Source organism: Caballeronia sp. LZ033 (assembly GCF_031451265.1).
Lineage (GTDB): Bacteria > Pseudomonadota > Gammaproteobacteria > Burkholderiales > Burkholderiaceae > Caballeronia.
Window position 1 is genome coordinate 3,014,731 of sequence record NZ_JARUXQ010000001.1, and the last position, 26,191, is coordinate 3,040,921.

The following is a 26,191-nucleotide window of genomic DNA, read 5'->3' on the forward strand; positions in this document are numbered from 1 at the left end:
GAGCCAGGATCAAACTCTTCAGTTCAATACCTGTTACTGTTTTCGGTCTCTTTCGAAACCGGTCGCTCACTCAACGTACTGACGATGATTAATCCGTCCGAAGACAGATAAACCTTCCTCTGATACTTCGTGTGAGACTCTTGATACTTTTGCTATTACCGATTCAAAGAACCGGCCGCACCCGCATCAAGCGCCCACACTTATCGGCTGTTAGTTTTTAAAGAGCACATCGCAGAACAGAACCACTGCACTTCCGTCTTGCGTCGCTGCATCAGCAGCAGAGAAACGAGATTATGAGGAATCTTTTTCTCCTTGTCAACACTATTTTTTGGCTTTCGCTTCAAAATTTGCCGACTTGGACGCCGCCCGTTTCGCAGCGGCCCAACGTCTTGCGACGAGGGGCTGAATAGTAGGCCAAGCAAACGCGGATGACAAGGTGATGAAGCAACTTTTTTGCAAACGCTTCATTTCTGCGCCGGTTTGGCCGTGCTCATGACGAATTCAGGCGGGACCGCAGCGGCCATCGCGGCATATCCCGCGTCGCTCGGATGAATGTGATCGCCGCTGTCGTACCGCTTCTGCAACGCCGTCGGGTGCACCGGGTCGCGCAGCGCCTGATCGAAGTCGATCACGCCATCGAACGCGCGGCTCGCCCGGATCGACTGGTTGACTGCCGTGCGGATCGCCTCCCGCTCAGGCGGCAGCGAGGCCGGCGTCAGCGTCGCGCCATAAATCTTGACGCCGCGCTGGTGCGCCTGCGCAATCAGCCGCTGGTAGCCGCGGACCAGCGCATCGGCGTTGACTTCCGTATGGGGCGCGTCGCAATCCAGGCCGGCATGCGCTGGCATCGCCATGAAATTGATGTCATTGATGCCGATCAGCAGGATCACCGCGCGCACGCCCGGCTGACGCAAGGCATCACGCTCGAAACGGCTCACCACGGCTTCCCCGTAGCAGGGCGAGTTGCTCAGCAGCCGATTCCCGCTGATGCCCGCGTTCACGACCGCCGTCTGCGAGCCATCCTTCCGCGCGATCTGCCTCGCGAGCGCATCGGTCCAGCGGCGATTGGCATTGAGCGACGAGCGCATGCCGTCGGTGATCGAATCGCCGATCGCCACCACCGCGTGCGCCGACGCGTTCTCCACCGCCACATTCGTCAGCCACGCGTACTGCGTGAACCGCGTGCGGAACGCGCCGGCGGAACTGTCGTCGGCATGGTTGCCAGGCGTCGAAACGTAATTCACCTGGCTCGCGATCCGATGCCACGCGACCAGTTTCTGGTCCTTCCCCACAAACATGCTCACGGCTAGCGGCTGCTGCGCATCGACGGCGAACTCCACGGGATCGCTCGTGATCTGGGCGCCCGGCGCCACGGTCACGCTCTTTTGCCCGCCGAACAGCACCGGCCGCGCGCTGCCCGGACGAAGCGCCGCGCCGCTGCCGCCCGCCGATCGCGCGACACTCATCGCGTCGACCACCAGCGGCTCCGTCCCGAAGGTATTGCTGATACGCAGGCGTACCCGCTTGCCGTCGGCCTGGGGATAGACGACCTGCCGAACGGTCCGTCCGCCAACCTCCGGCGCGCGGTACAGCGGCGGCAAGTTCGCCAGTTGCGGAATGGCCTGCAGCGCCGTGCCCCACGCGCTGACCCAGTGCTCGCCGGCGGACGGCTCGGCGGTGTCGGCGGCGAAGGCGTGCGGAACGAAGAGGGATTGCGCGAGCAGCGCAGCCGCGCAGATCGCGGTGAGAACAGGGCGTTTCATTCGGCGAAGGCGTGCGGAAAAGGATCGATTGTGCCTGAAGCGCCGGATCCGCCACGGCGCGATTCGTGCGAAACCTTCGCCTGCGGGAACGGAACGTCCGGTTTGGCCTCACAATGCAGCCAGTTCATTTTTCGCCGTCCGCTCCGGACGGCTCGCAGGCTCATCGATATGCAATCAAAAACCACTGTTCCTCAGCGACTCGACTGGGAAGAGGACGGCGAAAGCCGCTCGGCCCACTGGCGATCGGAAAGCGGCAACTCGCCGCCGAAACGCGTGGTCATCGGACATGACCAGATGACCGCCGATAACGCCTACCGGCTCGCCTGCGAAGGCACGGCAATCATCTGGCGCGGCGACTTCCAGAACGCCCGGCAGCTTCTGCAGGCGATGGCGCGCCGCATCGACAACAAGCCGCGCAAGGCCAGGAAAGCCGCGCCGGAAACCTCGCCGGTCGATACCTTCAATCTGCACCGCCTCGCCCAGTCGCAACGCGCCCGCACCCTGGCGATGCTCGTGCTGCCGCTCGACGAGCACTACGCCATTCCGTTGCGCCGCGCGCCCGACGTGCGCGAGGCCTGCGAGGAAGCGTACGGTCCGGCATCCGGCGAGGGGTCGGTGGTGTCCTTGCGGGAAGTGCTCGGGCTGGTCGGGGCGCACGAGTGGCGCAAGAAGGGCGTCGAGATCGCGGCGCTCGGCGCGCGCATCCATCCGTGGTACGGCGTGTTCTCGCCGGTGCGTGGCGAGTACGTCGAGCTGGTCGCGAACCAGCCGTTGCCGTCGCGGGAACTGGCCTTCGATATCGGCACCGGCACGGGTGTGCTGGCCGCGCTGCTCGCCCGACGCGGCGTCGAGCGCGTGGTGGCGACAGAACTCGATCCCCGCGCCCTCGCCTGCGCCCGCGAGAACGTGTCGCGGCTCGGACTTGGCCGTCAGGTCGAAGTCACGGAAGCCAATTTATTTCCCGCCGGCCGCGCGCCGCTGATCGTCTGCAATCCGCCCTGGCTGCCCGCGCGCCCGAGCGCCGCGATCGAGCACGCGATCTACGATCCCGACAGCCGCATGCTGCGCGGTTTCCTCGACGGCCTCGCCGCGCATCTCACACCTGGCGGCGAAGGCTGGCTGATCCTGTCCGACTTCGCCGAGCATCTCGGACTGCGCACGCGCGCGCAGTTGCAGGGATGGATCGATGCCGCCGGCCTGAAGGTGGACGGACGCATCGACGTGAAGCCGCATCATCCGCGTGCCGCCGACAAGACGGATCCGCTGCACGCCGCGCGTGCCGCGGAAGTGACGTCGCTCTGGCGTCTTGTGGCCGCCTAGTCTCATCTCCTGGCGGCTTCGGCGCTCAGCCGCGCCCGGCCAGCCAAGCGAGCGCGCCCTCGCCGGCGACGAGACCGCTCGCGAAACACGCCGTCAGCAGATAGCCGCCCGTCGGCGCTTCCCAATCGAGCATCTCGCCCGCGCAGAACACGCCGGGCAACGCGGTGAGCATCGAGCGCGCGTCGAGCGACTCGAACGCCACGCCGCCCGCGCTGCTGATCACTTCGGCGATCGGCCGCGGGCGCAGCAGGTGCAGCGGCAGCGCCTTGATGCGCTCGGCGAGGATGTCGTGATCGGCGAATTCGTCTTTGGTCAGGCACTCGCGCAGCAGCCCCGCTTTGACTCCGGTCAGGTGCAGCCGGCTGTGCAAATGGCTCGACATCGACCGCGCGCCGCGCGGACGCAGCACTTCGTCCCGCACCCGTTCGGCGGAAAGCTGCGGCACGAGATCCAGCAGCACCGTCGCGCCCTCGCCTGCGCTGGCGGCAATCCGCTCGCGGATCGGCGCCGACAGCGCGTAGATCAGACTGCCCTCGATGCCCTGCGCCGTGACCAGGCACTCGCCGACGCGCCACGCGGTTTCACCATCCGTGCCCGGCAGACCAATCGCGACCGACTTGAGCGGCTCGCCCGCGAAACGGCTGCTGAAGTGCTCGCTCCAGCCGACATCGAACCCGCAGTTCGACGGCAGAAACGGCCGCACCTCCACCCCGCGCGCCGCGAGCAGCGGCAAAGCGCCGCCGTCCGAACCGAGTTGCGGCCAGCTCGCGCCGCCGAGCGCGAGGATCAGCGCATCGTGACGAACCTGTTTCTCGCCGGTGGGCGTGGCAAATCGCGACGCCGACACGCCGTCTTCCGCCCAGCCGAGCCAGCGATGACGCATATGGAACGTCACACCCGCGCCGCGCAGCCGATGCAGCCAGGCGCGCAGCATCGGCGCGGCTTTCATGTCGGTGGGGAAAACGCGCCCGGAACTGCCGACGAAAGTCTCGACACCCAGTCCGTGCACCCACGTCCTCAGCGCGGCGGCGTCGAAACGCGCGAGCAGCGGCGCGATATCCGGCCGACGGGCGCCGTAGCGCGAGAGAAACGCCTCGGCAGTTTCGGAATGCGTGAGGTTCATGCCGCCCTTGCCCGCCATCAGGAACTTGCGGCCGACGGAAGGCATGGCGTCGTACACATCGACACGCGCGCCGCCCGCCGCGAGCGCCTCGGCAGCCATGAGCCCGGCCGGGCCGCCGCCCACGACCGCGACCGCGACGCCGCTCGATTCGATGTTGTCGGCTGAAGACATGCTGGATGGTCAAGAACGAATAGGAGCGACATTGTCGCACCCGGGAATCGGGACGCTTCGCGCTGCCCCCCGGCCGCCCCGCTTGCCGCTCGTAAGTCATTAAATAACAAAAAAGAATTTGGGCGCTCCCGCCCGGCCCAGTACGATCCCGCGATTCGTTGCATCAACAATCTTTTTCAAAATCAGACCGACCATGTCCGTATCCCTCGCGCCCGAGCCCGCCTCGACCAGCGCCTCAGCCCGCGCCGCCGATCCGCGCCCCGTCATCGAAAGCGCCGCCGATGTCTCCCGCCTCGTCAACCACGGCGCCGCCGTCGGCAGCGATGCACGCGTGGTCGTCGCGATCGCGCTCGGCGGCATCTTTCTCGATGCGTACGATCTGGGCGCGCTCGCCTTCGGCATGAAGGACATCGCGCGGGAATTCTCGCTGACTCCAACCGGCGCCGGCTTCGTCGCGTCCGCGATCACGTTCGGCGCGATCATCGGCGCGTTCCTCGGCGGCTATCTCACTGACAAGATCGGCCGCTATCGGGTCTTCATGGCCGACATGTTCTTCTTCGTCGTCGCGGCCATCGCCTGCGCGCTCGCGCCCAATGCCTGGACGCTCGGCGGCGCGCGCTTCGTGATGGGGCTGGGCGTGGGCATCGATTTGCCGGTCGCCATGGCCTTCCTCGCCGAGTTCTCGCGGCTGCAGGGCCGCGGCAACAAGGCCGCCCGCGTCGCGATGTGGTGACCTGTCTGGTACGCGGCGATCAGCATCTCGTATCTGCTCGTGCTCGGCCTGTATGCCGTCCTGCCTGCACACAACGCCGGCTGGCTCTGGCGCCTGATCCTCGGCTTCGGCGCCGTGCCGGCGATCGCGATCATCGTGATCCGCAGCCGCTACATGAGCGAATCGCCGGTCTGGGCGGCGAACCAGGGCGATCTCAAGGGCGCGGCGGCCATCCTCAAGCGTTCGTACGGCATCGATGCCCGCGTCGCCGACACGCCCGTCGCCCCGCCCAAGGCGCGCCTCGCGACGTGGAGCAACTACGGCGCGCTGCTGCGCGGCGTCTATCTGCGCCGCACCGTGCTCGCGACCGTCATCGCGATCGCTTCCTCGTTCGCGTACAACGCCGTCGCGTTCGGCCTGCCGGTGATCATCTCGAGCTTCCTCGCCCAGTCGATGCTCACGACCATTCTTGCCTCGCTCGCGCTCAATCTCTGCTTCGCGTTCGCCGGCGGCCTGTTCTCGGTGCGCACCGTGCCGAAATACGGCGCCTGGAAGCTGTCGGTGGTCGGCTACGCGTTTCAGCTGGCCGCGCTCGTCGGGCTCGCGATCGTCGGCAAGCCTTCGAGCGGCGCCGAAGTCGTGCTCGCCATCGGCTTCCTGGCCGCGTTCCTGCTTGGACAAGGCGTCGGACCGGGCTCGCACAGCATGACTTTCGCGTCGCTGAGCTATCCGACTTCGCTGCGCGGCGTCGGCGTCGGGTTCAATCAGACCCTGATGCGCGCCAGTTCGACCGTCTCGCTGTTCCTGTTCCCCGTGCTGTCCGCGGCGCTCGGCACGAAGGTGTTCTGGATCATCGCGGTGGCGCCGCTCGCCGGACTCGTCGCGCTGTTCGCGGTGCGCTGGGAACCGTCGGGCTATGACGTCGACGCCGAAGACTTCGCCGCGCAACAGGCGCGCTGAGTCGGCAGCCTCTTCTTCTGCATTTCGAGCGGCGGCAATCGCCGCCGCTCATTCGTCTCCGCTTTTCTCTCCTTCCGCCGTCCCCCCTTTGCGTCCGCACCGGCGCATCCGCCTCATCCCTCCCCACGCATGCGGATTTACCCCAGCCCGTTCGGAAAAATCATTCACCGACCGTCCGGTCGGTTTATAATCTCCCCACTGCGATTTCCTTGAGCGCGAGTGCCGCCATGTACACCCAATCCCTCGATATCCCCAGTCCCGCGCCGGATGCCTCGTCCGGCAAGCCGCCCGCCTCGTCCGATCAAAGCGCGGACCAGACCCGCTTCGACGCCGTGATGCAGGCCGACGGCAAGATCGAGGCGCAGGACTGGATGCCCGAGGCGTATCGCAAGACGCTGGTGCGGCAGATTTCCCAGCATGCGCATTCGGAGATCATCGGGATGCAGCCCGAGGGCAACTGGATCAGCCGCGCGCCGAGCCTGAAACGCAAGGCGATCCTGCTGGCCAAGGTCCAGGACGAGGCCGGCCACGGCCTCTATCTCTACAGCGCCGCTGAAACGCTGGGCGTCTCGCGCGATCAGTTGGTCGACGCGCTGCACGCCGGACGCGCCAAGTATTCGAGCATCTTCAATTACCCGACGCCCACATGGGCCGATGTCGGCGTGATCGGCTGGCTGGTCGACGGCGCCGCGATCATGAATCAGATCCCGCTCTGCCGCTGCACGTACGGGCCCTACGCCCGCGCGATGATCCGCATCTGCAAGGAGGAGTCGTTCCATCAGCGCCAGGGCTTCGACGCGCTGCTCGCCATGATGAAAGGCACGCAGGCGCAGAAGGATCTGGTGCAGCAGGCGGTCAACCGCTGGTGGTGGCCGGTGCTGATGATGTTCGGCCCGAGCGACAAGGATTCGATCCACAGCGGGCAGTCGTTCGCGTGGGGCATCAAGCGCATCTCGAACGATGATCTGCGCCAGAAGTTCGTCGATGCCACCGTCGAGCAGGCGCGCATCCTGGGCGTCACGCTGCCCGACCCGGACTTGAGATGGGACGAGGCGCGCGGTGCGCACGACTACGGCGCGATCGACTGGGACGAGTTCTGGCGCGTCGTCAACGGCGACGGTCCGTGCAACAAGGAACGGCTCGCCACGCGCGTGAAGGCGCACAACGAGGGCGCGTGGGTGCGCGAAGCCGCGCTGGCCCACGCCGAGAAGCAGCGGGCGCGAACTCAAAAGCAAGCGGCCTGAGCCGGACGACGAGAAACAGGAGATGGAACGATGAACAAGGAATGGCCGATCTGGGAAGTGTTCGTGCGCAGCAAGCAGGGACTGGATCACAAACATTGCGGCAGCCTGCACGCGCCGGACGCGGGCGCGGCGCTGCGCATGGCGCGCGATGTGTACACGCGCCGCCAGGAAGGCGTGAGCATCTGGGTGGTGCCGTCGGCGGCGATCACGGCGTCGGATCCGGCGGACAAGGGCGAACTGTTCGAGCCGGCGGGCGACAAGATCTACCGTCATCCGACATTCTTCGTGCTGCCCGAAGAAATCAACCACATGTAAGGGCGCGGGACATGACTCAGGAACATCTCGCCTACGTGCTGCGCCTCGCCGACAACGCGCTGATCCTCGGCCAGCGCAACGCCGAATGGTGCAGTCACGGCCCGGCGCTGGAGGAAGACATCGCGCTGGCGAACATCAGCCTCGATCTGATCGGCCAGGCGCGTCTGCTCTATTCGCACGCGGCGACGCTCGACGCCGCGCTCAACGGCGCCCGCAAGACCGAAGACGACTACGCCTACTTCCGCACGGAACGCGAGTTCGCCAATTACACGCTGGCGGAGCTGCCGCACTTCGGCCCGCTCGCCGGCACCGCGCGCGCCGAACGCGACTACGCAGTGACGATCGTGCGCAACTTCCTGTACTCGGCGCTGATGGCCGAGGTCTGGACGGCGTTGCAAACCTCGGGCGATACCCAGCTCGCGGCGATCGCGGCGAAGTCGCTGAAGGAAACGCGCTATCACCTGCACCACGCGCGCGACTGGCTCGTGCGCCTGGGCGACGGCACCGACGAATCGCATCGGCGCACGCAGGCGGCGCTCGACTACCTGATGCCGTACACGCGCGAGTTCTTCGCCACCGATGCCATCGAACAGGCCGTGGCCGATGCGGGCATCGCGCCGCTGGCCAGCGCTTTCGAAGCGTCGTGGCGCGCGCAGCTTGCCTCGGCGCTGGAAGAAGCAACGCTCGTAGCGCCCGCGGAAGTGCGTCATGTCTCCACCGGCAAGCAAGGCACGCACTCGGAACACATGGGTTATCTGCTGGCGGAAATGCAGAGCCTGGCGCGGCAGCATCCCGGAGCAAGCTGGTAATGAACGCCGCCAGCGTCCCCGCCCGCGCCGACATGAACGCGACGATCCAGCATGCGTGGTCGGTGCTGGAAGCGGTGCCCGATCCGGAGATCCCGGTGGTGTCGATCCGCGAACTGGGCATCCTGCGCGACGTGCGTCAAGGCGGCGACGGCGTGCTCGAAGTGGTGATCACGCCGACCTACTCCGGCTGTCCCGCGATGGGGCAGATCGCGGAAGACATCGCGCTGGCGATCGGCAATGCCGGGCTGGGCGCGCATCGCATCGAGACGGTGCTGGCGCCGGCCTGGACGACCGACTGGATCACCGAGGAAGCGCGCGACAAGCTGCGGCGCTATGGCATCGCGCCGCCATCGGGGAGCTGCGCCGTCATGGAGAAGCCGATCCGTTTCGTGCCTCGCGCCATGCCGCGCACGAAGGAGACGGTCGCCTGTCCGCGCTGCGGCTCCACGCACACGGAGCAGCTGTCGCAATTCGGCTCCACGGCCTGCAAGGCGCTGTACCGCTGTGTGGATTGCCGCGAACCGTTCGACTATTTCAAGCCGTACTGAACCGCGGCCCCTGATTCAATCCGATCTCATTGAAAGCGAGCCGATAACGATGGCGACTCCGCAATTCCACCCGCTGCGCATCCGCGACGTGCGCCCCGAAACCGCCGATGCGTTCACCGTTTCGTTCGACGTCCCGCCGGCCTTGCGCGACGCGTTCCGCTTCACGCAAGGGCAGTTCGTGACGCTGAAGACGCATATCGACGGCGAGGAGACGCGCCGCTCCTACTCGATCTGTGTCGGCGTGACCGACTATGACCGCGACGGCGAACTGCGCATCGGCATCAAGCGGGTACGCGGCGGACGGTTCTCGAACTTCGCGTTCGAAACGCTCAAGCCCGGCCATGAGATCGACGTGATGACGCCCGACGGGCGCTTCTTCACGCACCTGAACGCCGATCACGCCAAACAGTACGTGGCGTTCTCGGGCGGCTCGGGCATCACGCCGGTGCTGGCGATCATCAAGACGACGCTCGATACGGAGCCGACCAGCCGCTTCACGCTCGTCTACGGCAACCGCAGCGTCGACGCCATCATGTTCGCCGAGGAACTCGAAGACCTGAAGAATCGCTACATGGAGCGGTTCGCGCTGTATCACGTGCTGTCGGACGACCTGCAGGACGTGGAGCTGTTCAACGGCGTGCTGGATCAGGCGAAGTGCCAAGCCTTCCTGGAGACCTTGCTCTCGCCTCAGGACATCGACGAGGCCTTCATCTGCGGCCCCAGCCCGATGATGGACGCGGCCGAAGCCGCGTTGAACGACGCCGGTGTGCCGCCGAAGCAGATTCACGTCGAACGGTTCGGCACGCCGCTGCCGCAGGCGGGCGTGCCGCCGGTCGAGATCACGGAGAACACGCCGGCGGCGGACCTGGAACTGATCATCGACGGCAAGAAACGCAAGCTGCGCCTGCCGTACGAAGGCGTGAGCGTGCTCGACGTCGGCCTGAAGGCGGGACTGGCGCTGCCGTACGCGTGCAAGGGCGGCGTGTGCTGCACGTGCCGCGCGAAGGTGCTGGAAGGCGAAGTGAAAATGGACAAGAACTACACGCTCGAACAGCACGAGATCGATGACGGTTTCGTGTTGACCTGCCAGTGTCATCCGCTGAGCGAGCGCGTGGTCGTGAGTTTCGACGAACGCTGATCCGGGTTGAGTGCAGGCATGAGCGGTCTGTCGCGCACCGGGACGGACATGCGGCCGCCGGACGGGAGTCGATTCGCGTAAACTAGGATCGCTCTCTTCGAGCGTTCCCTCAGTTTTCCGGCATTCCGACACCCATGAACACGATTCACGTCGTCAATGGCGACAGCGCGGCGCAGTCCCTCACCGAAGCCTTGCTCCGCGCGGAACGCGCAGACCGCGTCGTGACGCTGCGCGACGATCTGGCGGTCGGCCCCATCCGCGACGTGGACGATTCCGCGCTCACGCGCGCCGCGTTCTGGCGCCAGGTCCTGAACAGCGCGATGGATTTCGAGGAGCAGCTCGAGGAACAGCTCGGCGTGCTCGATCGCCTCACTCGCGGCGATGCGCAGGTCGTCGTATGGCATGGCCAGAGCGCCGCCGATCAACTGACGCTGCGGCGCACCGCTTTCTATTTGCGCAACGTGCCCCAGCGCCTCAACGAGGCGAAGCTGTCGCACGACGATCTGCAGACCGGCGCGGAAGACGGCTCTTCCGGCTCTTCCGGATTTGTTGGACGCCCGGACCGCGCGACCGCTGTCGGCATGTTTTCGCCGAAGCAGTTGCTCGCGAAGCTGCCGACCGCCGCGCCGATTTCCGTGCTGCGCATCAGCCGCCTTGCGCTCGAATGGCAGGAAGCGAAATATGCCAGCGCCGAAACGCGCCGGCTGCGCGACAACATGCTGGTATCGGGCACCTGGCTGGACGTCGACGAAGCGCTGCTCGATCTCGCCAGCCCCGAATGGCAACCGTCACGGCGGATCGCGGGTGCAGCGATGGGCCAGCGTTTCGACTTCCTGCTCTCCGATTCCGTCGCGTTCTGGCGCCTGCGCGAACTCGTCGTCGCAGGGCGGCTGAAGATTCGGGGCACGCCGTCCGACATCGCCCAGGCCGAATTGCGCCGCTAAAGCGCATCTGCAATCTGCATCGAAGCGGCATAAAAGCGGCATCGAATCCATAAGAACGCACCATCACGACACATGGCCCGTACCAAAGCAGCCGATCACGAATCCCAACGCGAACAGATTCTCGAACTCGCCGCCGCGAAATTCGCCCAGACGAGTTACCCCAGCACGTCGATGGCCGATCTGGCCGCGGCAAGCGGCACGTCCAAGGCCCGTCTCTACCACTATTACGAGAGCAAGGAAGCGATCCTGTTCGATCTGCTCGACCGCTACACCAAGCGGCTGATGCTGATCATCGCGGAAGTGGAAGGCGCGAGCCAGCGGCGCGGTCTCGGCGAGCGCGAAGCCTTCGCCGATCTGGTGCGGGCGTTCCTCGCCGAATACGAGACCTCGCATAGCCGCCACGTCGCGCTCCTCAACGACGTGAAATATCTGGAAGAAGCACAGCGCCAGATCGTCCTGGATCGTCAGCGCGATATCGTTGCCGCGTTCGCGCGCCAGCTGGCGCGGGCGTATCCGAAGCGCGCATCGCGAGACAACCAGACCGCGCTCACGATGATGGTCTTCGGCATGATCAACTGGACCTTCACCTGGCTTAAACCAGGCGGCAAGCTCGGCTACCGCGAGTTCGCCGATCAGGTCGTGGACATGATCGAGCATGGCCTGGGCGGTCAGCCAAACGTTTGATTGCTGCGAAGCAGCATTTCGACAGAAAGCATCGCGGTCTTCCGCCAACGTCATTTAACTCATTGATTTTTATCGACTACATCGAATTTTAGCATCCGTTTAGAACGGCTCACCTAGTCCGATTTAGGGTTTTCCCGTACTCGCTTCCGCGGATTCCGTTAAAATTTGTCTTGCTTTGCAGCATGCTGCATGACGAATGAAGGAGAAACGCCGTGGAACTGACCCTCAACCGCACCGCCGAGCAGATCGTGCCGAACGATCCGCCGCTGACTGACGCGCGTCCGCCGGTTCTCGTCCGCGAGCTTTCTTCCGCCGATCGCGAGCGCCTGCTCAGCCACTTCCTCGCCCTCGAAGAAGATGACCGTCTCCTGCGCTTCGGTCAGGTGGTTCCCGATCACGTGATCGAGAACTACGTGCGCAATATCAATTTTTCGAACGACAAGGTATTCGGCGTGTTCGGCGATGCGCTGGAACTGATCGGCGTCGGCCATCTGGCCTATCTGCCTGCCGAAGGCGACAAGCGCACCGCGGAATTCGGGGTGTCGGTGCTGGAAAGCGCGCGTGGGCGCGGTGTCGGTTCGAAGCTGTTCGAGCGTGCCGCCATGCGCAGCCGCAACACGCACGTTTCGGTGCTTTACATGCACTGCCTGTCGCGCAATTCGACGATGATGCACATCGCCCGCAAGTCGGGCATGAAGATCGAATATGCGTATGGTGAAGCGGACGCCTATCTGTCGCTCGCGCCGGCCGACCAGAACAGCATCATGACCGAGATGCTGCAGGAGCAAGCCGCCGTATTCGACTACGCCATCAAGCGCCAGGCGCATCGTGCGTCGCAGATGTTCCAGGCGTTCATGCCGACGGCGGACGCGGCCTGATTCCAGACCGCATCGCTTATCGCACGCAAGGGCGGCTCCGGCCGCCCTTGTGCTTTTCGGCACGGGTCAACGCAGTGGCAATGCGGTCGTTTCCTTGATTCGCTCGAGCGAAAAGCTCGACCTGACATCGATGACCGACGGATGGTGCAGCAACTGCTCCTGCACGAAGCGGGAAAAGTCCTCCATGTCGCGCACCTGCACCCGCAGCAGAAAGTCCATCTCGCCCGTCATCGCGTCGCAGGCAACGACTTCCGGCCAGGAGCGCACTGCTTCGCGGAACAGGTCGCCGTGCGTCGGCGTCTTCGGGATACCCGCCGCGGCCTGCGTGCCGCCGCGCTTCTCGAGCCGCACGTTGATGTAGGCCAGCAGGCCGAGGCCAAGCTTCTTCGCATCGAGCAGCGCCACATAGCCGCGAATCACGCCGCTTTCCTCCAGCCGCCGGATGCGCCGCAAGCACGGGCTCGGCGAAAGATTGACGCGCTCCGCAATCTCCTGATTGGACAGCCGGCCGTTTTCCTGGAGGATCGCCAGAATGCGCCGGTCTATCGTGTCGAGTTCGGAGTCCGATTCTGCTTCGGCCATTTTCTGGCTCCTGTCTGTGTTTTCCCGGCATGAACTAGCGCAAGTCTATGAATTGGCGATTTGTTTCGCAAGTTTTTGCCGCATCGCCATGACTAAACTGTCTCCACGTCGCGCATTCGCGCAGAACGAATTTCCGGAGACACCGCATGACCGCAACGACCTGGGAGAATCCCGTCGGCACCGACGGCTTCGAATTCATCGAGTACACCGCGCCGGACCCCGTCGCGCTCGGCAAGCTGTTCGAGCAAATGGGCTTCACGGCCATCGCGAAGCATCGCCACAAGGACGTCACGCTGTATCGCCAGGGCGACATCAACTTCATCGTGAACGCCGAGCCCGACTCGTTCGCGCAACGCTTCGCCCGCCTGCACGGCCCGTCCATCTGCGCGATCGCCTTCCGCGTCGCCGATGCCGCCAAGGCCTACCAGCGCGCGCTCGAACTCGGCGCCTGGGGTTTCGACAACAAGACCGGTCCGATGGAGTTGAACATCCCGGCCATCAAGGGCATCGGCGATTCGCTGATCTATTTCGTGGACCGCTGGCGCGGCAAGAACGGCGCGCAGCCGGGCAGCATCGGCGACATCAGCATCTATGACGTCGATTTCGAGCCGATTCCCGGAGCCGAGCAGAATCCGGCCGGCCATGGCCTGACCTATATCGATCACCTGACGCACAACGTCCATCGCGGCCGCATGGTCGAATGGGCCGAGTTCTACGAGCGGCTGTTCAACTTCCGCGAGGTGCGTTACTTCGACATCGAGGGCAAGGTGACGGCGGTGAAGTCCAAGGCGATGACCTCGCCGTGCGGCAAGATCCGCATTCCGATCAACGAGGAAGGCTCGGAGAACGCCGGACAGATTCAGGAATATCTCGACGCCTATCGCGGCGAAGGCATTCAGCACATCGCGCTCGGCACCGATGACATCTACACGACCGTCGACGGCCTGCGCAGCGCGCGCATTGCGCTGCTCGACACCATCGACACGTATTACGAACTGGTCGACCGGCGCGTGCCGGGGCATGTGGAGTCGGTTTCCGAGTTGAAGACTCGCAAGATCCTGATCGACGGAACCAAGGACGAAATCCTGCTGCAGATCTTCACCGAGAACCAGATCGGACCGATCTTCTTCGAGATCATCCAGCGCAAGGGCAACCAAGGCTTCGGCGAGGGCAACTTCAAGGCGCTGTTCGAATCCATCGAACTGGATCAGATGCGCCGCGGCGTGCTGAAGGACACGACAGGCGGCTAAGCTGCCGCGCAATCGAGCCACTGGCAACGTCAAGTAAAAGGGGCATGAACCTGAGTGGTTCATGCCCCTTCGTCATTTTCAGCGATCCGTCCCGGCGGACGAATCCCGCGAGCGGATCAGCCCGCCGTCTCGTCGTCGCTGCCTTCCGATGCGCGGCGCTTCTCAGCGCCTGCCTGAACGGACTGAACGCGCGCCTGCGCGACCTGTGCAACCGACGACGCCCCGAATGGCGACGCACCCTGCGCCCGCGCGCCGACCGGCGCGCTGATCGCGAAAAAGGCGGTCGAGACCATCAAGAAATTCTGAATGTGGCGTTGTTTCATCGTTATCTCCTTCTAACCGCATATGTACTGCTTGCTTCCGGATGAAAATGCGCGCACAAGGAACGGCGCGAAAATACCGGAAGCGCCATTTTAGACATGATTGAACAGCAGGGTTCCAAAGCAAGGTCGGTTTTACATGCTGTAACAAAACCTTCCCGTTTGCCGCCAAATCGTCAAGGATTTGACGCAAAGCGCTGCTAGTTGAGTAATTTCAAACGGGTTTGCCCCAGTGCCGGAAAAACCGTCGCATCGGCACACTGGAAGTCGCGGCCGAGCGTTCACAAGACGCGGACGGCCCGAAACATGCTTTGGTGATCCCAAACCTCGGGTGGAGGAAGACACATAATGAACGCCCCGCTAGACGCAGAACAAAGAGCTTCGCTAGAAGCCGCGCTGAAATCCGTCACGCTAGACGACAAATACACGCTCGAACGCGGCCGCGCGTACATGAGCGGCATCCAGGCGCTGGTGCGCCTGCCCATGCTCCAACAGGAACGCGACAAGGCCGCCGGCCTCAACACGGCCGGATTCATTTCCGGCTATCGCGGTTCTCCCCTTGGCGGTCTCGACCAGTCCCTCTGGAAGGCGAAAAAGCATCTCGCCGGCCATCAGGTCGTATTCCAGCCGGGCGTGAACGAAGACCTCGCCGCCACCGCCGTATGGGGCTCGCAGCAGGTCAATCTTTACCCGAGCGCCAAGTACGACGGCGTGTTCTCGATGTGGTACGGCAAGGGCCCCGGCGTCGATCGTTCAGGCGATGTCTTCAAGCACGGCAATTCCGCGGGATCGGCGCGGCACGGCGGCGTCCTGGTGCTCGCCGGCGATGACCACGCCGCGAAGTCGTCGACCCTGGCGCATCAGTCCGAGCACATCTTCAAGGCGTGCGGCCTGCCGGTGCTGTTTCCGTCGAACGTGCAGGAATATCTCGACTTCGGCCTGCACGGCTGGGCCATGAGCCGCTACTCCGGCCTCTGGGTCGCAATGAAATGCGTGACCGACGTGGTGGAATCGTCTGCTTCCGTCGATATCGATCCGCATCGCACGCAAATCGTGCTTCCCACCGATTTCGCGATGCCCGAAGGCGGTCTCAATATCCGCTGGCCGGACCCGCCGCTCGTGCAGGAAGCGCGTCTGCTCGACTACAAGTGGTACGCCGCGCTGGCCTATGTGCGGGCAAACAAGCTGGACCGGGTGGAGATCGATTCGCCGCATGCGCGCTTCGGCATCATGACCGGCGGCAAGGCCTATCTCGACGTGCGCCAGGCCCTCACCGATCTCGGTCTCGATGACGCCACCTGCGCGCAGATCGGCATCCGGCTGTACAAGGTCGGCTGCGTCTGGCCGCTCGAAGCGCAAGGCGCGCATGAATTCGCGCGCGGTCTCGAGGAAATTCTGGTCGTCGAGGAAAAGCGCCAGATTCTCGAATACGCGATCAAGGAAGAGCTCTACAACTGGCCGGACGCCCAGCGCCCGCGTGTCTACGGCAAGTTCGACGAAAAAGACGGCGCGGGCGGCGAATGGTCCGTGCCGATGGGCAACTGGCTGCTGCCCGCGCACTACGAACTGTCGCCGGCGATCATTGCGAAGGCCATCTCCACGCGTCTCGAGAAATTCGATCTGCCCGCCGACGTGCGCGCCCGCATCGCGACGCGGCTCGCGGTGATCGACGCGAAGGAAAAGGCGCTGGCACGGCCGCGCGTAGAAGCTGAGCGCAAGCCGTGGTTCTGCTCCGGCTGTCCGCACAACACTTCGACGAACGTGCCGGAAGGCTCGCGCGCGATGGCCGGCATCGGCTGCCACTACATGACGGTCTGGATGGACCGCAACACGAGCACCTTCAGCCAGATGGGCGGCGAAGGCGTCGCGTGGGTCGGACAGGCGCCGTTCTCGAACGACAAGCACGTGTTCACCAATCTCGGCGACGGCACCTACTTCCATTCGGGCCTGCTCGCGATTCGCGCGGCGATCGCGGCGAAGGTGAACATCACCTACAAGATCCTCTACAACGATGCGGTCGCAATGACGGGCGGCCAGCCCGTCGACGGCGTCCTGACCGTGCCGCAGATCACGCATCAATTGGCGGCGGAAGGCGCGGCGAAGATCGTCATCGTCACGGATCAGCCGGAGAAATACACCGCGACGACCGGTCTCGCACCGGGCATCGACGTGCATCACCGCGACGTGCTCGACGACATCCAGCGCCAGTTGCGCGAAGTGCAAGGCACATCGATCCTGATCTACGACCAGACCTGTGCGACCGAGAAGCGCCGCCGCAGGAAGCGCGGCGCGTTCCCCGATCCGGCGAAGCGCGTCGTCATCAACGAGGCGGTGTGCGAAGGCTGCGGCGATTGTTCCGTGAAGTCGAACTGCCTCTCGGTCGAACCGCTGGAAACCGAATTCGGCACGAAGCGGCAGATCAACCAGTCGACCTGCAACAAGGACTATTCGTGTGTGAACGGCTTCTGTCCGAGCTTCGTCACCATCGAGGGCGGGCAGTTGAAGAAGCCGAAGGCGACGAGCGTCGGCGCCGATGCGATGCCCCCGGTGCCGACACCCGAACTGCCCGAGATCGCGCGGCCGTACGGCGTGCTGGTGACGGGCGTGGGCGGCACGGGCGTCGTGACGATCGGCGCGCTGCTCGGCATGGCGGCGCATCTGGAGCAAAAGGGCGTCACGGTGCTCGACGTCACCGGTCTCGCGCAGAAGGGTGGCGCGGTGATGAGCCATGTGCAGATCGCCAACCGTCCGGCCGACATTCATGCGACCCGCATCGCGATGGGCGAGGCGGATCTGGTGATCGGCTGCGACGCGATCGTGACGGCGAGCAACGAATGCGGCTCGCGGATGCAGCCTGACCATACGCGCGTCGTCGTGAACAGCGCGCAGACGCCGACCGCCGACTTCATCAAGAACCCGAACTGGAGTTTTCCGGGCGCGAGCGCGGAAGCGGATATTCGCGCGGCGGCGGGCCAGCATGTGGCGCTCGTCGATGCGAACCGTTTTGCCGTCGCGCTGATGGGCGACGCGATCTACACCAATCCGTTCGTGCTCGGCTACGCGTGGCAAAAGGGCTGGGTGCCGTTGCGGCATGAATCGCTGATGCGCGCAATCGAGCTGAACGCCGTGCAGGTCGAGAAGAATCTCGCCGCGTTCGAATGGGGACGCCGCGCGGCGCACGATATCGACGCTGTGCAGCGGCTCACGCAGGGACAGCGCGGTATGGACAGCGCAGCGGGCAAGGTGGTCGCGCTGCACACGCCGAAGGCGCTGGACAGCCTGATCGAAAAGCGTCTCGACTATCTCGTGAAGTACCAGAACAGCGCGTATGCATCGCGTTATGGGCGGATCGTCGCGGAAGTGCGCACGGCCGAAGCGAGCCTGGGCATGGGCGACGGCCAGTATGCGCTGACGGAAGCCGTCGCGAAGAACCTGCACAAGCTGATGGCCTACAAGGACGAATACGAAGTCGCGCGGCTGTACGCGGACCCGGCGTTCATCGAGAAAGTGAAGAGCAGCTTCGAAGGCGACTGGAAGATCAAGATGCATCTCGCGCCGCCGAGCACGTCGAAGAAGGACGCGCACGGGCATCTGGTCAAGAAACAATACGGCCCGTGGATGATGTCCGCGATGCGCGTGCTCGCCCGGCTCAAGTTCCTGCGCGGCACGGGGCTTGATCCGTTTGGTCGTACCGAAGAGCGGAAGATGGAGCGAGCGTTGATCGGGGAGTACGAGGCGCTGGTGCGGGAAATCATCGACGGGCTCACGGTCGAGAAGGTGCCGCTGGCGATCGAACTGGCGAGCCTGCCCGACGCGATGCGCGGTTACGGCCACATCAAGGAAAACAACGTGAAGGCCGCGAAGGTGAAGTGGGAGAAGTTGCTGGCGGACTGGAGGATTGACGAGAGGCAGCAAGTTGCCTGATGGTGTGCATCGGTGACGATTGTTGTGGAGGCGGATCCATGTCTGGGATCCGCTTCTTCCTTCTTCGGCGCCTATTTTGAGTGCAAACGTTATTACTCGATCTCAATAACGCCCGACTCACCTCCCGCCCCAAATTGCCGATCTCACTGCAATTTACACCTCAAGCTCGTTAATCGCGTAGCAGGGGAATCTTCAGTGGGCATTCGAACAAACAGCAGGATCAGCCAAGCCGCTGGCATAGCTTAGCGACTATCTAGCGTATTCCGACAGCGACGGCGAGCCTGCTCAAATTTTCGACTCTATCCAAGCGTCACACATAATTTTACACAACCCGTTTGGCATGTAAAATCAACGCTCCGATCTCAAAAACAAGAAAGCGATGAGTGAAGCCGAATACAAGCACAATATGCAGTTCGAGGCTAACGTGCGTCAAGCTGCTGAAGCAGTTTGGGGTCTTGCGCCCGGGGAGTGTCAGCCTTCACATTACGAGAACGACCCGGTCATAAAGGAACTTGACGGAATTGCGCGCCTCCGAGACGTTACGCATTTGTTAATGGCTACGACCAGCACTCGATTAGAGAAGGTCAGAGCGGACGCCAAGAAGCTGAATGCTGCGGAGACGGTCGAAAATAAGAGTGCTATCACTGTATCAAAATGGTTGATAACCGAAAAACAACTTGACGCTCAACACATCGAAGTAGCCAAGAAGAACAAAATCACGACGATCACTTTGGAGCAATTCCGCCGTCGCGCTTTTGACGGATTGAAGTATCTAACATTGCGCCGCAAAGCAGCGTTTGGTTCGGCTCGCGACCCTTACACGGATTCTATAACGATTGATGACGCAAAGTATGTTGAACTGCCTATAACACTCATCGCAGATAAACCATCAAACCGGAGTCTCAGCTTTTCTCTGAGCCGACAATCGAATCTTCAAGAATTGCTTGATTGCATTAATTCCGGTGGCATTGCTTTCCTCCTCGCCCCATTCGGTGCGGGAAAAAGCATCACCACGAGACAGATATTTCTCAGATTGGCCGAGGAATTCAAGACAGGCAAAGATTTACCCGTCCCACTCGCGCTCAATCTGCGTGAGCATTGGGCTCAACCATACGCTGACGAAATGCTAGAGCGCCACGCAAGATCAATCGGCTATTCTCCGCGTGAAGATCTGACCGTCGCTTGGCGTTCAGGCATGGCTAACTTACTCCTAGATGGGTTTGACGAGGTAGCGGCACAGTCAATTATCCGCAAAGATGATAAAACTTTCATGCGCGAAGCGCGTCGCGAGGCTCTTACAGGCGTTCGCGACTTTCTGTCGAAAGTGCCCGCTGGTATCGGTGTGCTAATCTGCGGGCGTGATCATTATTTCGACGATGAAGCCGAAATTTCTTCTGCGTTATCAATCAGCGGGAAGAAATGCAAGGTTTTCAGGCTGGGCGAACTCACAGAAAGCGGCGTTCGTGAGTTCCTCGACAAAAATGGTGTTTCGAAAGAATTGCCAGATTGGCTCCCGCGTAAGCCGCTGCTTTTAGGATATTTGATACAGAAGGATCTCATTGGTGAGGTGACCAAGATTGACGGTTCGGTTGGTTTTGGGCACGCTTGGGATACTTTCTTAACAAGAATTACTGAGCGCGAAGCCGGGTTAGAATCGGCAACCATGGAGGCTCAAACTCTCTTGTCCGTCATGGAGCGACTGGCATTCTCGGTTCGCGGTCGATCGTCAGGCTCCGGACCAATCACTGGTACAGACTTGTCTGATGCATTCTTCGCAGAGACGGGTCAATCCGCTGGGGAGGGAGTGCTGGCGCAGTTACAGCGGTTGCCGGGCCTCACGCAAAGGGAGCAGGACCCTGGCTCGCGGTCGTTCGTGGATGAAGACATGCTGGCAGCGTTGCAAGGCAAAGCATTTCACAAACTGGTAGTCGATAATTTTAAAGACAACTATTCGCTTCCAATTGCCGAATTGTCCGCTAAAGCCGTGTCAATGTCTGTGCATCTGCTGAAGCGCGACGGATATCAAACTTCGACGCTCATTTCCGTTGCTCAGTCGCTCTCTCGACAGTCATCAAGCAAGCCTCAGGATTATCAGGCACTCGCAGATTTGACTTCCGTGATTATCGGTGTTGCGCTTCAGGAAGGTCTGCAAGAAGTTGATTTCAGAGGCTTGGAGATTTCCTCGGCAACCTTTGGAAGAATGAATCTCGACGATGTCGTCGTCCAAGGTCTTACCCTCCGAGACTGCCTCATATCAGAGCTAACAGTAAACGCAGACAGCATCACTGGAGGAATTAGTTTCCACAATTGCCTTGTAGTGCGGGCGATCGGCATTGCCGACGAGAGAGGCTTACCGAGAGACATTTTTTTAGATTGTACGGTCGAAAATTTTGATGACATGGCAACGAATAACGCAGTCTTGCAATCTAATCTACCGGCACAACTAAAAGCACTAATGACCGTTCTTCGGAAGCTTTACAAACAGGCGGGTGGAGGAAGAAAAATGGCGTCTTTCTTCCGCGGCATTACCCATCATGGCGTCGCCGATTACGTTGAGAGTGTGGTCAGGACGTTAGAGGTAGAGGGATTCGTCACCATCGCGAACGATATTGTTCATCCCGTACGTAGACAGGCGGCTCGCGTCGAGCAGATCTTGGCTGCACCGTCTCTCAGCACCGATTCACTCGTTCGGAAGATTCGTGAACTTTGATTTGTGAAACGTTTTTTTGTTCGTGTTCAATGCGTGCGGCAAGCCGTATCGCTAACTATGGTGGGCGCGAAATTTTGATTTACGACTCGCATTTCGGTCCCTAGTCGCTACGGCGATCCGGTCAACCGGATCGCCGTTTTTCACCTCACCTCACCAAAACCCAACCGCCTTACTTCGCCTTCGCGACGCTCGCATTCGCGCTCGCCACCGCGGTCATGTTGATGATCCGCCGCACGGTCGCGGCCGGTGTCAGGATATGCACCGGCTTGGCGGCGCCCAGCAGGAACGGTCCCACCGTCACACCCTCACCGCTCACCATCTTGAGCAGGTTGTAGGTGATGTTCGCCGCTTCGACGTTCGGCATGATCAGCAGGTTGGCTTCGCCCGTCAACGTCGTGCCCGGGAACGACGCCTTGCGCACCGCCTCGGACAACGCGGCATCGCCGTGCATTTCACCGTCTACTTCCAGCGTCGGCGCGCGCTCGGCAATCAGCTTGCGCGCCTCGGCCATGCGCTTGCTCGACGCGCTCGGCACGCTGCCGAAGTTCGAGTTCGACAGCAACGCCACCTTCGGCTGCACACCAAAGCGCTCGATTTCTCGCGCGGCGAGAATCGTCATGTCGGCGAGCTGCTCGGCGGTCGGCGATTCGTTGACGTAGGTGTCGCTGATGAAGAGATTGCGTCCTTGCAGCATCAGCAGGTTCATCGCCGCGAAGTTGTTCGCGCCTTCCGCCTTGCCCAGCACCTGATCCACGAACTTCAGATGGTCCTGATACGTATCGATCAGGCCGCAGATCATGCCGTCCGCGTCGCCCGTATGGATCAGGATCGCGCCGATCAGCGTGTTGAACTTGCGCAGCGCGGCCTTCGCGCCTTCAGGCGTCACGCCATCGCGCGCGGCGATCTCGTGATACGCCTGCCAGCTCTTCTGATAGCGCGGATCGTCCTCCGGATTCACGATCTCGAAATCGATGCCCGGCTTCAGCTTCGAGCCCATCTTCTGCAGACGCATTTCCACCACCGCCGGCCGGCCGACGATGATCGGCTTCGCAATCTTCTCCAGCAAGACGAACTGCGCGGCGCGCAGCACGCGCTCGTCCTCGCCTTCCGCGAACACGATGCGCGCCGGCGCGGCCTTCGCCGCCACGAACACCGGACGCATCACCATGCCCGTGCGATACACGGTCGCGCCGAGCGTCTCGCGATAGGCGTCCATGTCCTTGATCGGACGCGTCGCGACGCCCGAGTCCATCGCGGCCTGCGCGACAGCCGGCGCGATCTTGATGATCAGGCGCGGATCGAACGGCTTCGGAATCAGATATTCCGGACCGAATTCGAGCGAGTGACCTTCATAGGCCTTCGCGACTTCATCGCCCTGATCGGTTTCTTCCGCGAGTTCGGCGATCGCATGCACGCACGCGAGCTTCATCTCTTCCGTGATGGTGGTCGCGCCGACATCCAGCGCGCCGCGGAAGATGAACGGGAAGCACAGCACGTTGTTGACCTGGTTCGGATAGTCCGAACGGCCCGTCGCGACGATACAGTCCGGACGCACCTTCTTCGCCTCTTCCGGACGGATTTCCGGTTCCGGATTGGCCAGCGCGAGGATCAGCGGCTTGTCCGCCATCGTCACGACCATCTCCGGCTTCAGCACGCCGGCGCTCGAGCAGCCGAGGAAGACGTCGCAGCCGTGCATGGCATCGCCGAGCGTGCGCGCGTCGGTGCTCGCCTGATACCGCTCCTTCGATGCGTCCAGATTGCCGCGGCCTTCATAGATCACGCCCTTCGAGTCGATCACCAGCGTGTTCGACTTCTTCAGGCCGAGGTGCACCAGCAAGTCCAGGCACGCAATGGCCGCCGCACCCGCGCCCGAGCACACGAGCTTCACTTCGTCCAGCTTCTTGCCGACCACTTTCAGGCCGTTGAGAATCGCCGCCGACGCAATGATCGCCGTGCCGTGCTGATCGTCATGGAAGACGGGAATCTTCATGCGCTCGCGCAGCTTCTTCTCGATATAGAAGCATTCCGGCGCCTTGATGTCCTCGAGGTTGATGCCGCCGAGCGTCGGCTCGAGCATCGCGATGGCGTCGACGAGCTTGTCCGGATCGGTCTCCGCCAGCTCGATGTCGAATACGTCGATGCCCGCGAACTTCTTGAACAGACAACCTTTGCCTTCCATCACCGGCTTGGCCGCGAGCGGGCCGATATTGCCGAGGCCGAGCACCGCCGTGCCATTCGTCACGACGCCGACGAGATTGGCGCGCGAGGTGTACTTCTGCGCGTCGAGCGGTTCGTCGTAGATGGCCATGCACGCGGCCGCGACGCCCGGCGAATACGCGAGCGAGAGATCGAGCTGGTTGGACAGGGGTTTGGTCGGCGTGACCGAGATCTTGCCCGGACGCGGATTCTGGTGATACGCGAGGGCGCTTTGCTTCAGTTGTTCGTCCATGATTGACCTGAGACGTTGGAAATTATTTGAACAGGGTTCACACTGCCGTCGACCGCTACCGTGAATGCGGGAATGTGAATCGATGGACCAGGTTCACAGGCCCGACGCGCCGGATAGGCGCAACATGCTGCTGGCCGGATGGGACGAGCAGACGGAGCCTTCGGAATTTTTTGGACGTTCAGTGTACACCCCGCTTTTGAAATGACGCGATGCAACCTTTCAGCGGGTGTTCCGGCGCCTGCCGTGTCCGTTTCGTCGGATTTGAGCGGCCAGGCGCGCCTTCTGGCGGAGTCATCCGGGAGGCCGTCCGTTCGGCCAGGGTCCTCGCCCCGGCACGCCGCCTCGGGTAAAATCTCGGGCTGGCTCCGCAAGGTTCGGGACTCGGGCGTCACAGCGCTTCGTCCCGCCGGTACGCGCGGCACACGTCAACAGCCCGTCGTCGAGCGGTCCTGTTGCACCGAACCCGCGCCGAACCCGCGCCGAAGGCCCTCACGGCCGCCTCCACGCTCAGCAAGCGTCATATCAAGTCCAAGGATTCGCCCATGACAGGCTTCGATCGCCAGACGATCTCCGACACCACCGCCAAGATGCTCCTCGAAGTCCAGGCGGTGCACTTCAACGCGGAAAAACCGTACATCTTCACGTCCGGCTGGGCGAGCCCGGTGTATATCGATTGCCGCAAGCTGATCTCCTACCCGCGCGTGCGCCGCGGCCTGATGGAAATGGCCGAGTCGACCATCCTGCGCGACGTCGGCTACGAGCAGATCGACGCGGTCGCGGGCGGCGAAACGGCCGGCATTCCGTTCGCCGCGTGGATCGCCGACCGCCTGATGGTGCCGATGCAATACGTCCGCAAGAAGCCGAAGGGCTTCGGACGCAATGCGCAGATCGAAGGTTTGCTGACGGAAGGCCAGCGTGTGCTGCTGGTCGAAGACCTGACGACCGACAGCCGCAGCAAGATCAACTTCATCAACGCGCTGCGCACCGCCGGCGCGACCGTGAATCACTGCTTCGTGCTGTTCCACTACAACATCTTCAAGGAAAGCGTGTCGGTCTTGAAGGACATCGACGTCGACCTGCACGCGCTCGCCACGTGGTGGGACGTCCTGCGTGTCGCCAAGGAGCAGGGTTACTTCGAAACCAAGACGCTGGACGAAGTCGAGAAATTCCTGCATTCGCCCGCCGAATGGTCGGCTGCTCACGGCGGCGCGACCGCTGCTCCGCAATAAGCGTTTCTGTTTGAAGGCTGCATAAAAGCAAAAGCCAGGCAAAAGCTGCTGGCAGAAAAACGCCGAAAAAAAGCCGCTGACTGACTCAGCGGCTTTTTTATTTATTTCGCGATACCGCGCTTACAGCGTGTGCGAGCTTGAAATCGGAGTATCGTCGATACTGCCGTCGCCGGAATAGGCCGAGAGATTCATTAATCCGTTGCTCTGTGCATATTGAAACAATTCGGAATCGCGTTCGATGCCGAGTTTTCGCATGGCCGTATTCTTTTGCGTGCTGATGGTCTTGATACTGCGCCGTAACTGCGCGGCGATTTCCGTAATGGTCATGCCCGAGACAAACAGGCGCACGACCTCCAGTTCGCGTTTCGACAGAATCACACCGCGCTGCTGTCCGTTCGTGGCGAGGCCCATGCTGTCGAGCGCTGACTTGACGGACGGACCGAGATACTCCTGGGCTCGCATCACGTGCTGGATGGCCCAGCCGATGTGGTTCATGTCGTCGGCCTTGTTGATGATGGACATGACGCCCACCTCGCGCAGACGCTTGAGCAGCGCCGGATTCTCGAGCATGGTCAGCACCACGAGCTTCACGCGCGGAAACTGCCGCCCGATATAGCCGAGCAACGGCATGCCGTCGCCGTACGAGCCACCGGGCATGGCGAGATCGGTCACGAGGACGTCGCAGGGCGTCTTCTGCAGGAGCTGAATGAGTTCGGTCGACTGGCGCGCCTGGCCCACAACATCGATTTCGGGAAACTTGCTGAGCGCCTGCGTGGCGCCAAACAAAATCACTGGATGATCGTCTGCAATGATGACGGTTATTCGCTGGCTCATTCAAATCTCCCGTAAATGGATGGTTTGCGTGCCGCGCGAATTTGCATCGAATTATTCATTTTTTCATTCAAAATGTTCGGAAAAGACCGGCCTCGCCATCCCGCTCGCTTTCCGCCCAAAAGCAAACAAACCCAGGCCACTGGCTAAGTCTCAAGCGATAAAGGCTTTAAACCTTTGTTGCAATGTTAAACTGCAACCTGTCAAGAAGCGCATCCATGAGACAAAAAACGTCGTTTCGGTCAGCGAATCGCAGATTAACCGCAACGATTTTGAAAGGAGTCCGG

At 62.4% G+C, this 26,191-nt stretch carries 18 protein-coding genes and 2 pseudogenes; 14 read left to right on the forward strand and 6 right to left on the reverse strand.

The features are described from left to right. Positions 1-464: 464 nt before the first annotated feature. Entirely contained in the window at positions 465-1,763 is a 1,299-nt protein-coding gene (locus QCE62_RS14075; protein WP_309918869.1) for an SGNH/GDSL hydrolase family protein, read from the reverse strand. A 168-nt stretch (positions 1,764-1,931) separates the two neighbouring features. On the opposite strand from QCE62_RS14075, the gene QCE62_RS14080 reads away from it, so the two are divergent. Beyond that, entirely contained in the window at positions 1,932-3,083 is a 1,152-nt protein-coding gene (locus QCE62_RS14080) for a class I SAM-dependent methyltransferase (RefSeq protein ID WP_309918872.1), read from the forward strand. 25 nt (positions 3,084-3,108) lie between these two features. Here QCE62_RS14080 and QCE62_RS14085 read toward each other — a convergent pair whose 3' ends face one another. After that, positions 3,109-4,377 carry a TIGR03862 family flavoprotein gene (locus QCE62_RS14085; RefSeq protein ID WP_309918875.1) on the reverse strand — a complete coding sequence of 423 codons (1,269 nt, stop codon included), beginning with the start codon at positions 4,375-4,377 and terminating at the stop codon, positions 3,109-3,111. Positions 4,378-4,570: 193 nt separating this feature from the next. Between QCE62_RS14085 and QCE62_RS14090 the strand changes: the two are divergent. From QCE62_RS14090 to QCE62_RS14130, 9 genes and pseudogenes are all read left to right on the forward strand, one after another. Next, a pseudogene (locus tag QCE62_RS14090) lies at positions 4,571-6,049 on the forward strand (MFS transporter). Between the two features lie 227 nt (positions 6,050-6,276). Next, positions 6,277-7,293: a 1,2-phenylacetyl-CoA epoxidase subunit PaaA gene (gene paaA, locus QCE62_RS14095; protein ID WP_309918877.1), complete on the forward strand. Its 1,017-nt coding sequence runs from the start codon at positions 6,277-6,279 to the stop codon at positions 7,291-7,293. A 30-nt stretch (positions 7,294-7,323) separates the two neighbouring features. Further along, on the forward strand, positions 7,324-7,608 hold the full coding sequence (gene paaB / locus QCE62_RS14100; protein WP_309810429.1) for a 1,2-phenylacetyl-CoA epoxidase subunit PaaB: 285 nt from the start codon (positions 7,324-7,326) through the stop codon (positions 7,606-7,608). Positions 7,609-7,619: 11 nt separating this feature from the next. After that, positions 7,620-8,417, forward strand: coding sequence for a 1,2-phenylacetyl-CoA epoxidase subunit PaaC (paaC, locus tag QCE62_RS14105; protein ID WP_309918880.1), 798 nt, complete (start codon positions 7,620-7,622; stop codon positions 8,415-8,417). A 53-nt stretch (positions 8,418-8,470) separates the two neighbouring features. Beyond that, positions 8,471-8,965, forward strand: a pseudogene (paaD, locus tag QCE62_RS14110) (1,2-phenylacetyl-CoA epoxidase subunit PaaD); the annotation flags it as partial. A 49-nt stretch (positions 8,966-9,014) separates the two neighbouring features. Then, the gene (gene paaE, locus QCE62_RS14115; protein ID WP_309918886.1) at positions 9,015-10,103 is read left to right on the forward strand and encodes a 1,2-phenylacetyl-CoA epoxidase subunit PaaE; all 1,089 of its coding nucleotides are present in this window, start codon (positions 9,015-9,017) and stop codon (positions 10,101-10,103) included. Positions 10,104-10,237: 134 nt separating this feature from the next. After that, positions 10,238-11,047, forward strand: coding sequence for a DUF1835 domain-containing protein (locus tag QCE62_RS14120; protein ID WP_309918889.1), 810 nt, complete (start codon positions 10,238-10,240; stop codon positions 11,045-11,047). Between the two features lie 72 nt (positions 11,048-11,119). After that, the gene (locus QCE62_RS14125; RefSeq protein WP_309918892.1) at positions 11,120-11,731 is read left to right on the forward strand and encodes a TetR/AcrR family transcriptional regulator; all 612 of its coding nucleotides are present in this window, start codon (positions 11,120-11,122) and stop codon (positions 11,729-11,731) included. Positions 11,732-11,943: 212 nt separating this feature from the next. After that, the gene (locus QCE62_RS14130; RefSeq protein ID WP_404987326.1) at positions 11,944-12,609 is read left to right on the forward strand and encodes a GNAT family N-acetyltransferase; all 666 of its coding nucleotides are present in this window, start codon (positions 11,944-11,946) and stop codon (positions 12,607-12,609) included. 66 nt (positions 12,610-12,675) lie between these two features. Here QCE62_RS14130 and QCE62_RS14135 read toward each other — a convergent pair whose 3' ends face one another. After that, positions 12,676-13,191: an Lrp/AsnC family transcriptional regulator gene (locus QCE62_RS14135; RefSeq protein ID WP_309918895.1), complete on the reverse strand. Its 516-nt coding sequence runs from the start codon at positions 13,189-13,191 to the stop codon at positions 12,676-12,678. Positions 13,192-13,337: 146 nt separating this feature from the next. Between QCE62_RS14135 and hppD the strand changes: the two genes are divergently transcribed. Beyond that, a complete protein-coding gene (gene hppD, locus QCE62_RS14140) occupies positions 13,338-14,441 on the forward strand; it encodes a 4-hydroxyphenylpyruvate dioxygenase (RefSeq protein ID WP_309918898.1) in 1,104 nt (367 codons plus the stop codon). Positions 14,442-14,557: 116 nt separating this feature from the next. Here the strand turns inward: hppD and QCE62_RS14145 are convergent, their stop codons facing one another. Beyond that, positions 14,558-14,764 (reverse strand): hypothetical protein, encoded by a 207-nt coding sequence (locus tag QCE62_RS14145; RefSeq protein ID WP_309918903.1) that lies wholly within the window; start codon positions 14,762-14,764, stop codon positions 14,558-14,560. Positions 14,765-15,109: 345 nt separating this feature from the next. Here QCE62_RS14145 and QCE62_RS14150 point away from each other — a divergent pair, with 345 nt between their 5' ends. Together QCE62_RS14150 and QCE62_RS14155 are read left to right on the forward strand one after the other, a co-directional pair. Next, positions 15,110-18,685 (forward strand): indolepyruvate ferredoxin oxidoreductase family protein, encoded by a 3,576-nt coding sequence (locus QCE62_RS14150; RefSeq protein WP_309918906.1) that lies wholly within the window; start codon positions 15,110-15,112, stop codon positions 18,683-18,685. A 379-nt stretch (positions 18,686-19,064) separates the two neighbouring features. Then, positions 19,065-21,395, forward strand: a complete 2,331-nt coding sequence (locus QCE62_RS14155; RefSeq protein ID WP_309918908.1) for a hypothetical protein — start codon at positions 19,065-19,067, stop codon at positions 21,393-21,395. A gap of 169 nt (positions 21,396-21,564) precedes the next feature. On the opposite strand, the gene QCE62_RS14160 is transcribed toward QCE62_RS14155, so the two are convergent. Continuing rightward, entirely contained in the window at positions 21,565-23,844 is a 2,280-nt protein-coding gene (locus QCE62_RS14160; RefSeq protein ID WP_309918911.1) for an NADP-dependent malic enzyme, read from the reverse strand. Positions 23,845-24,386: 542 nt separating this feature from the next. Here QCE62_RS14160 and QCE62_RS14165 point away from each other — a divergent pair. Next, complete coding sequence (locus tag QCE62_RS14165; protein ID WP_309810461.1) at positions 24,387-25,073, forward strand: orotate phosphoribosyltransferase; 687 nt, start codon at positions 24,387-24,389, stop codon at positions 25,071-25,073. A gap of 120 nt (positions 25,074-25,193) precedes the next feature. Here QCE62_RS14165 and QCE62_RS14170 read toward each other — a convergent pair whose 3' ends face one another. Next, positions 25,194-25,907, reverse strand: a complete 714-nt coding sequence (locus QCE62_RS14170; RefSeq protein WP_309918913.1) for a response regulator — start codon at positions 25,905-25,907, stop codon at positions 25,194-25,196. Positions 25,908-26,191: the final 284 nt, after the last annotated feature.

Bases quoted from the DNA above. Each gene is read 5' to 3' on its own strand.
- QCE62_RS14150 (WP_309918906.1), top strand. From the start codon at position 15,110: ATGAACGCCCCGCTAGACGCAGAACAAAGAGCTTCGCTAGAAGCCGCG.
- QCE62_RS14120 (WP_309918889.1), top strand. From the start codon at position 10,238: ATGAACACGATTCACGTCGTCAATGGCGACAGCGCGGCGCAGTCCCTC.
- hppD (WP_309918898.1), top strand. From the start codon at position 13,338: ATGACCGCAACGACCTGGGAGAATCCCGTCGGCACCGACGGCTTCGAA.
- paaE (WP_309918886.1), top strand. From the start codon at position 9,015: ATGGCGACTCCGCAATTCCACCCGCTGCGCATCCGCGACGTGCGCCCC.
- QCE62_RS14145 (WP_309918903.1), bottom strand. From the start codon at position 14,764: ATGAAACAACGCCACATTCAGAATTTCTTGATGGTCTCGACCGCCTTT.
- QCE62_RS14075 (WP_309918869.1), bottom strand. From the start codon at position 1,763: ATGAAACGCCCTGTTCTCACCGCGATCTGCGCGGCTGCGCTGCTCGCG.
- QCE62_RS14135 (WP_309918895.1), bottom strand. From the start codon at position 13,191: ATGGCCGAAGCAGAATCGGACTCCGAACTCGACACGATAGACCGGCGC.
- QCE62_RS14155 (WP_309918908.1), top strand. From the start codon at position 19,065: ATGAGTGAAGCCGAATACAAGCACAATATGCAGTTCGAGGCTAACGTG.
- QCE62_RS14080 (WP_309918872.1), top strand. From the start codon at position 1,932: ATGCAATCAAAAACCACTGTTCCTCAGCGACTCGACTGGGAAGAGGAC.
- QCE62_RS14160 (WP_309918911.1), bottom strand. From the start codon at position 23,844: ATGGACGAACAACTGAAGCAAAGCGCCCTCGCGTATCACCAGAATCCG.
- paaA (WP_309918877.1), top strand. From the start codon at position 6,277: ATGTACACCCAATCCCTCGATATCCCCAGTCCCGCGCCGGATGCCTCG.
- paaC (WP_309918880.1), top strand. From the start codon at position 7,620: ATGACTCAGGAACATCTCGCCTACGTGCTGCGCCTCGCCGACAACGCG.
- QCE62_RS14125 (WP_309918892.1), top strand. From the start codon at position 11,120: ATGGCCCGTACCAAAGCAGCCGATCACGAATCCCAACGCGAACAGATT.
- paaB (WP_309810429.1), top strand. From the start codon at position 7,324: ATGAACAAGGAATGGCCGATCTGGGAAGTGTTCGTGCGCAGCAAGCAG.
- QCE62_RS14085 (WP_309918875.1), bottom strand. From the start codon at position 4,377: ATGTCTTCAGCCGACAACATCGAATCGAGCGGCGTCGCGGTCGCGGTC.
- QCE62_RS14165 (WP_309810461.1), top strand. From the start codon at position 24,387: ATGACAGGCTTCGATCGCCAGACGATCTCCGACACCACCGCCAAGATG.
- QCE62_RS14170 (WP_309918913.1), bottom strand. From the start codon at position 25,907: ATGAGCCAGCGAATAACCGTCATCATTGCAGACGATCATCCAGTGATT.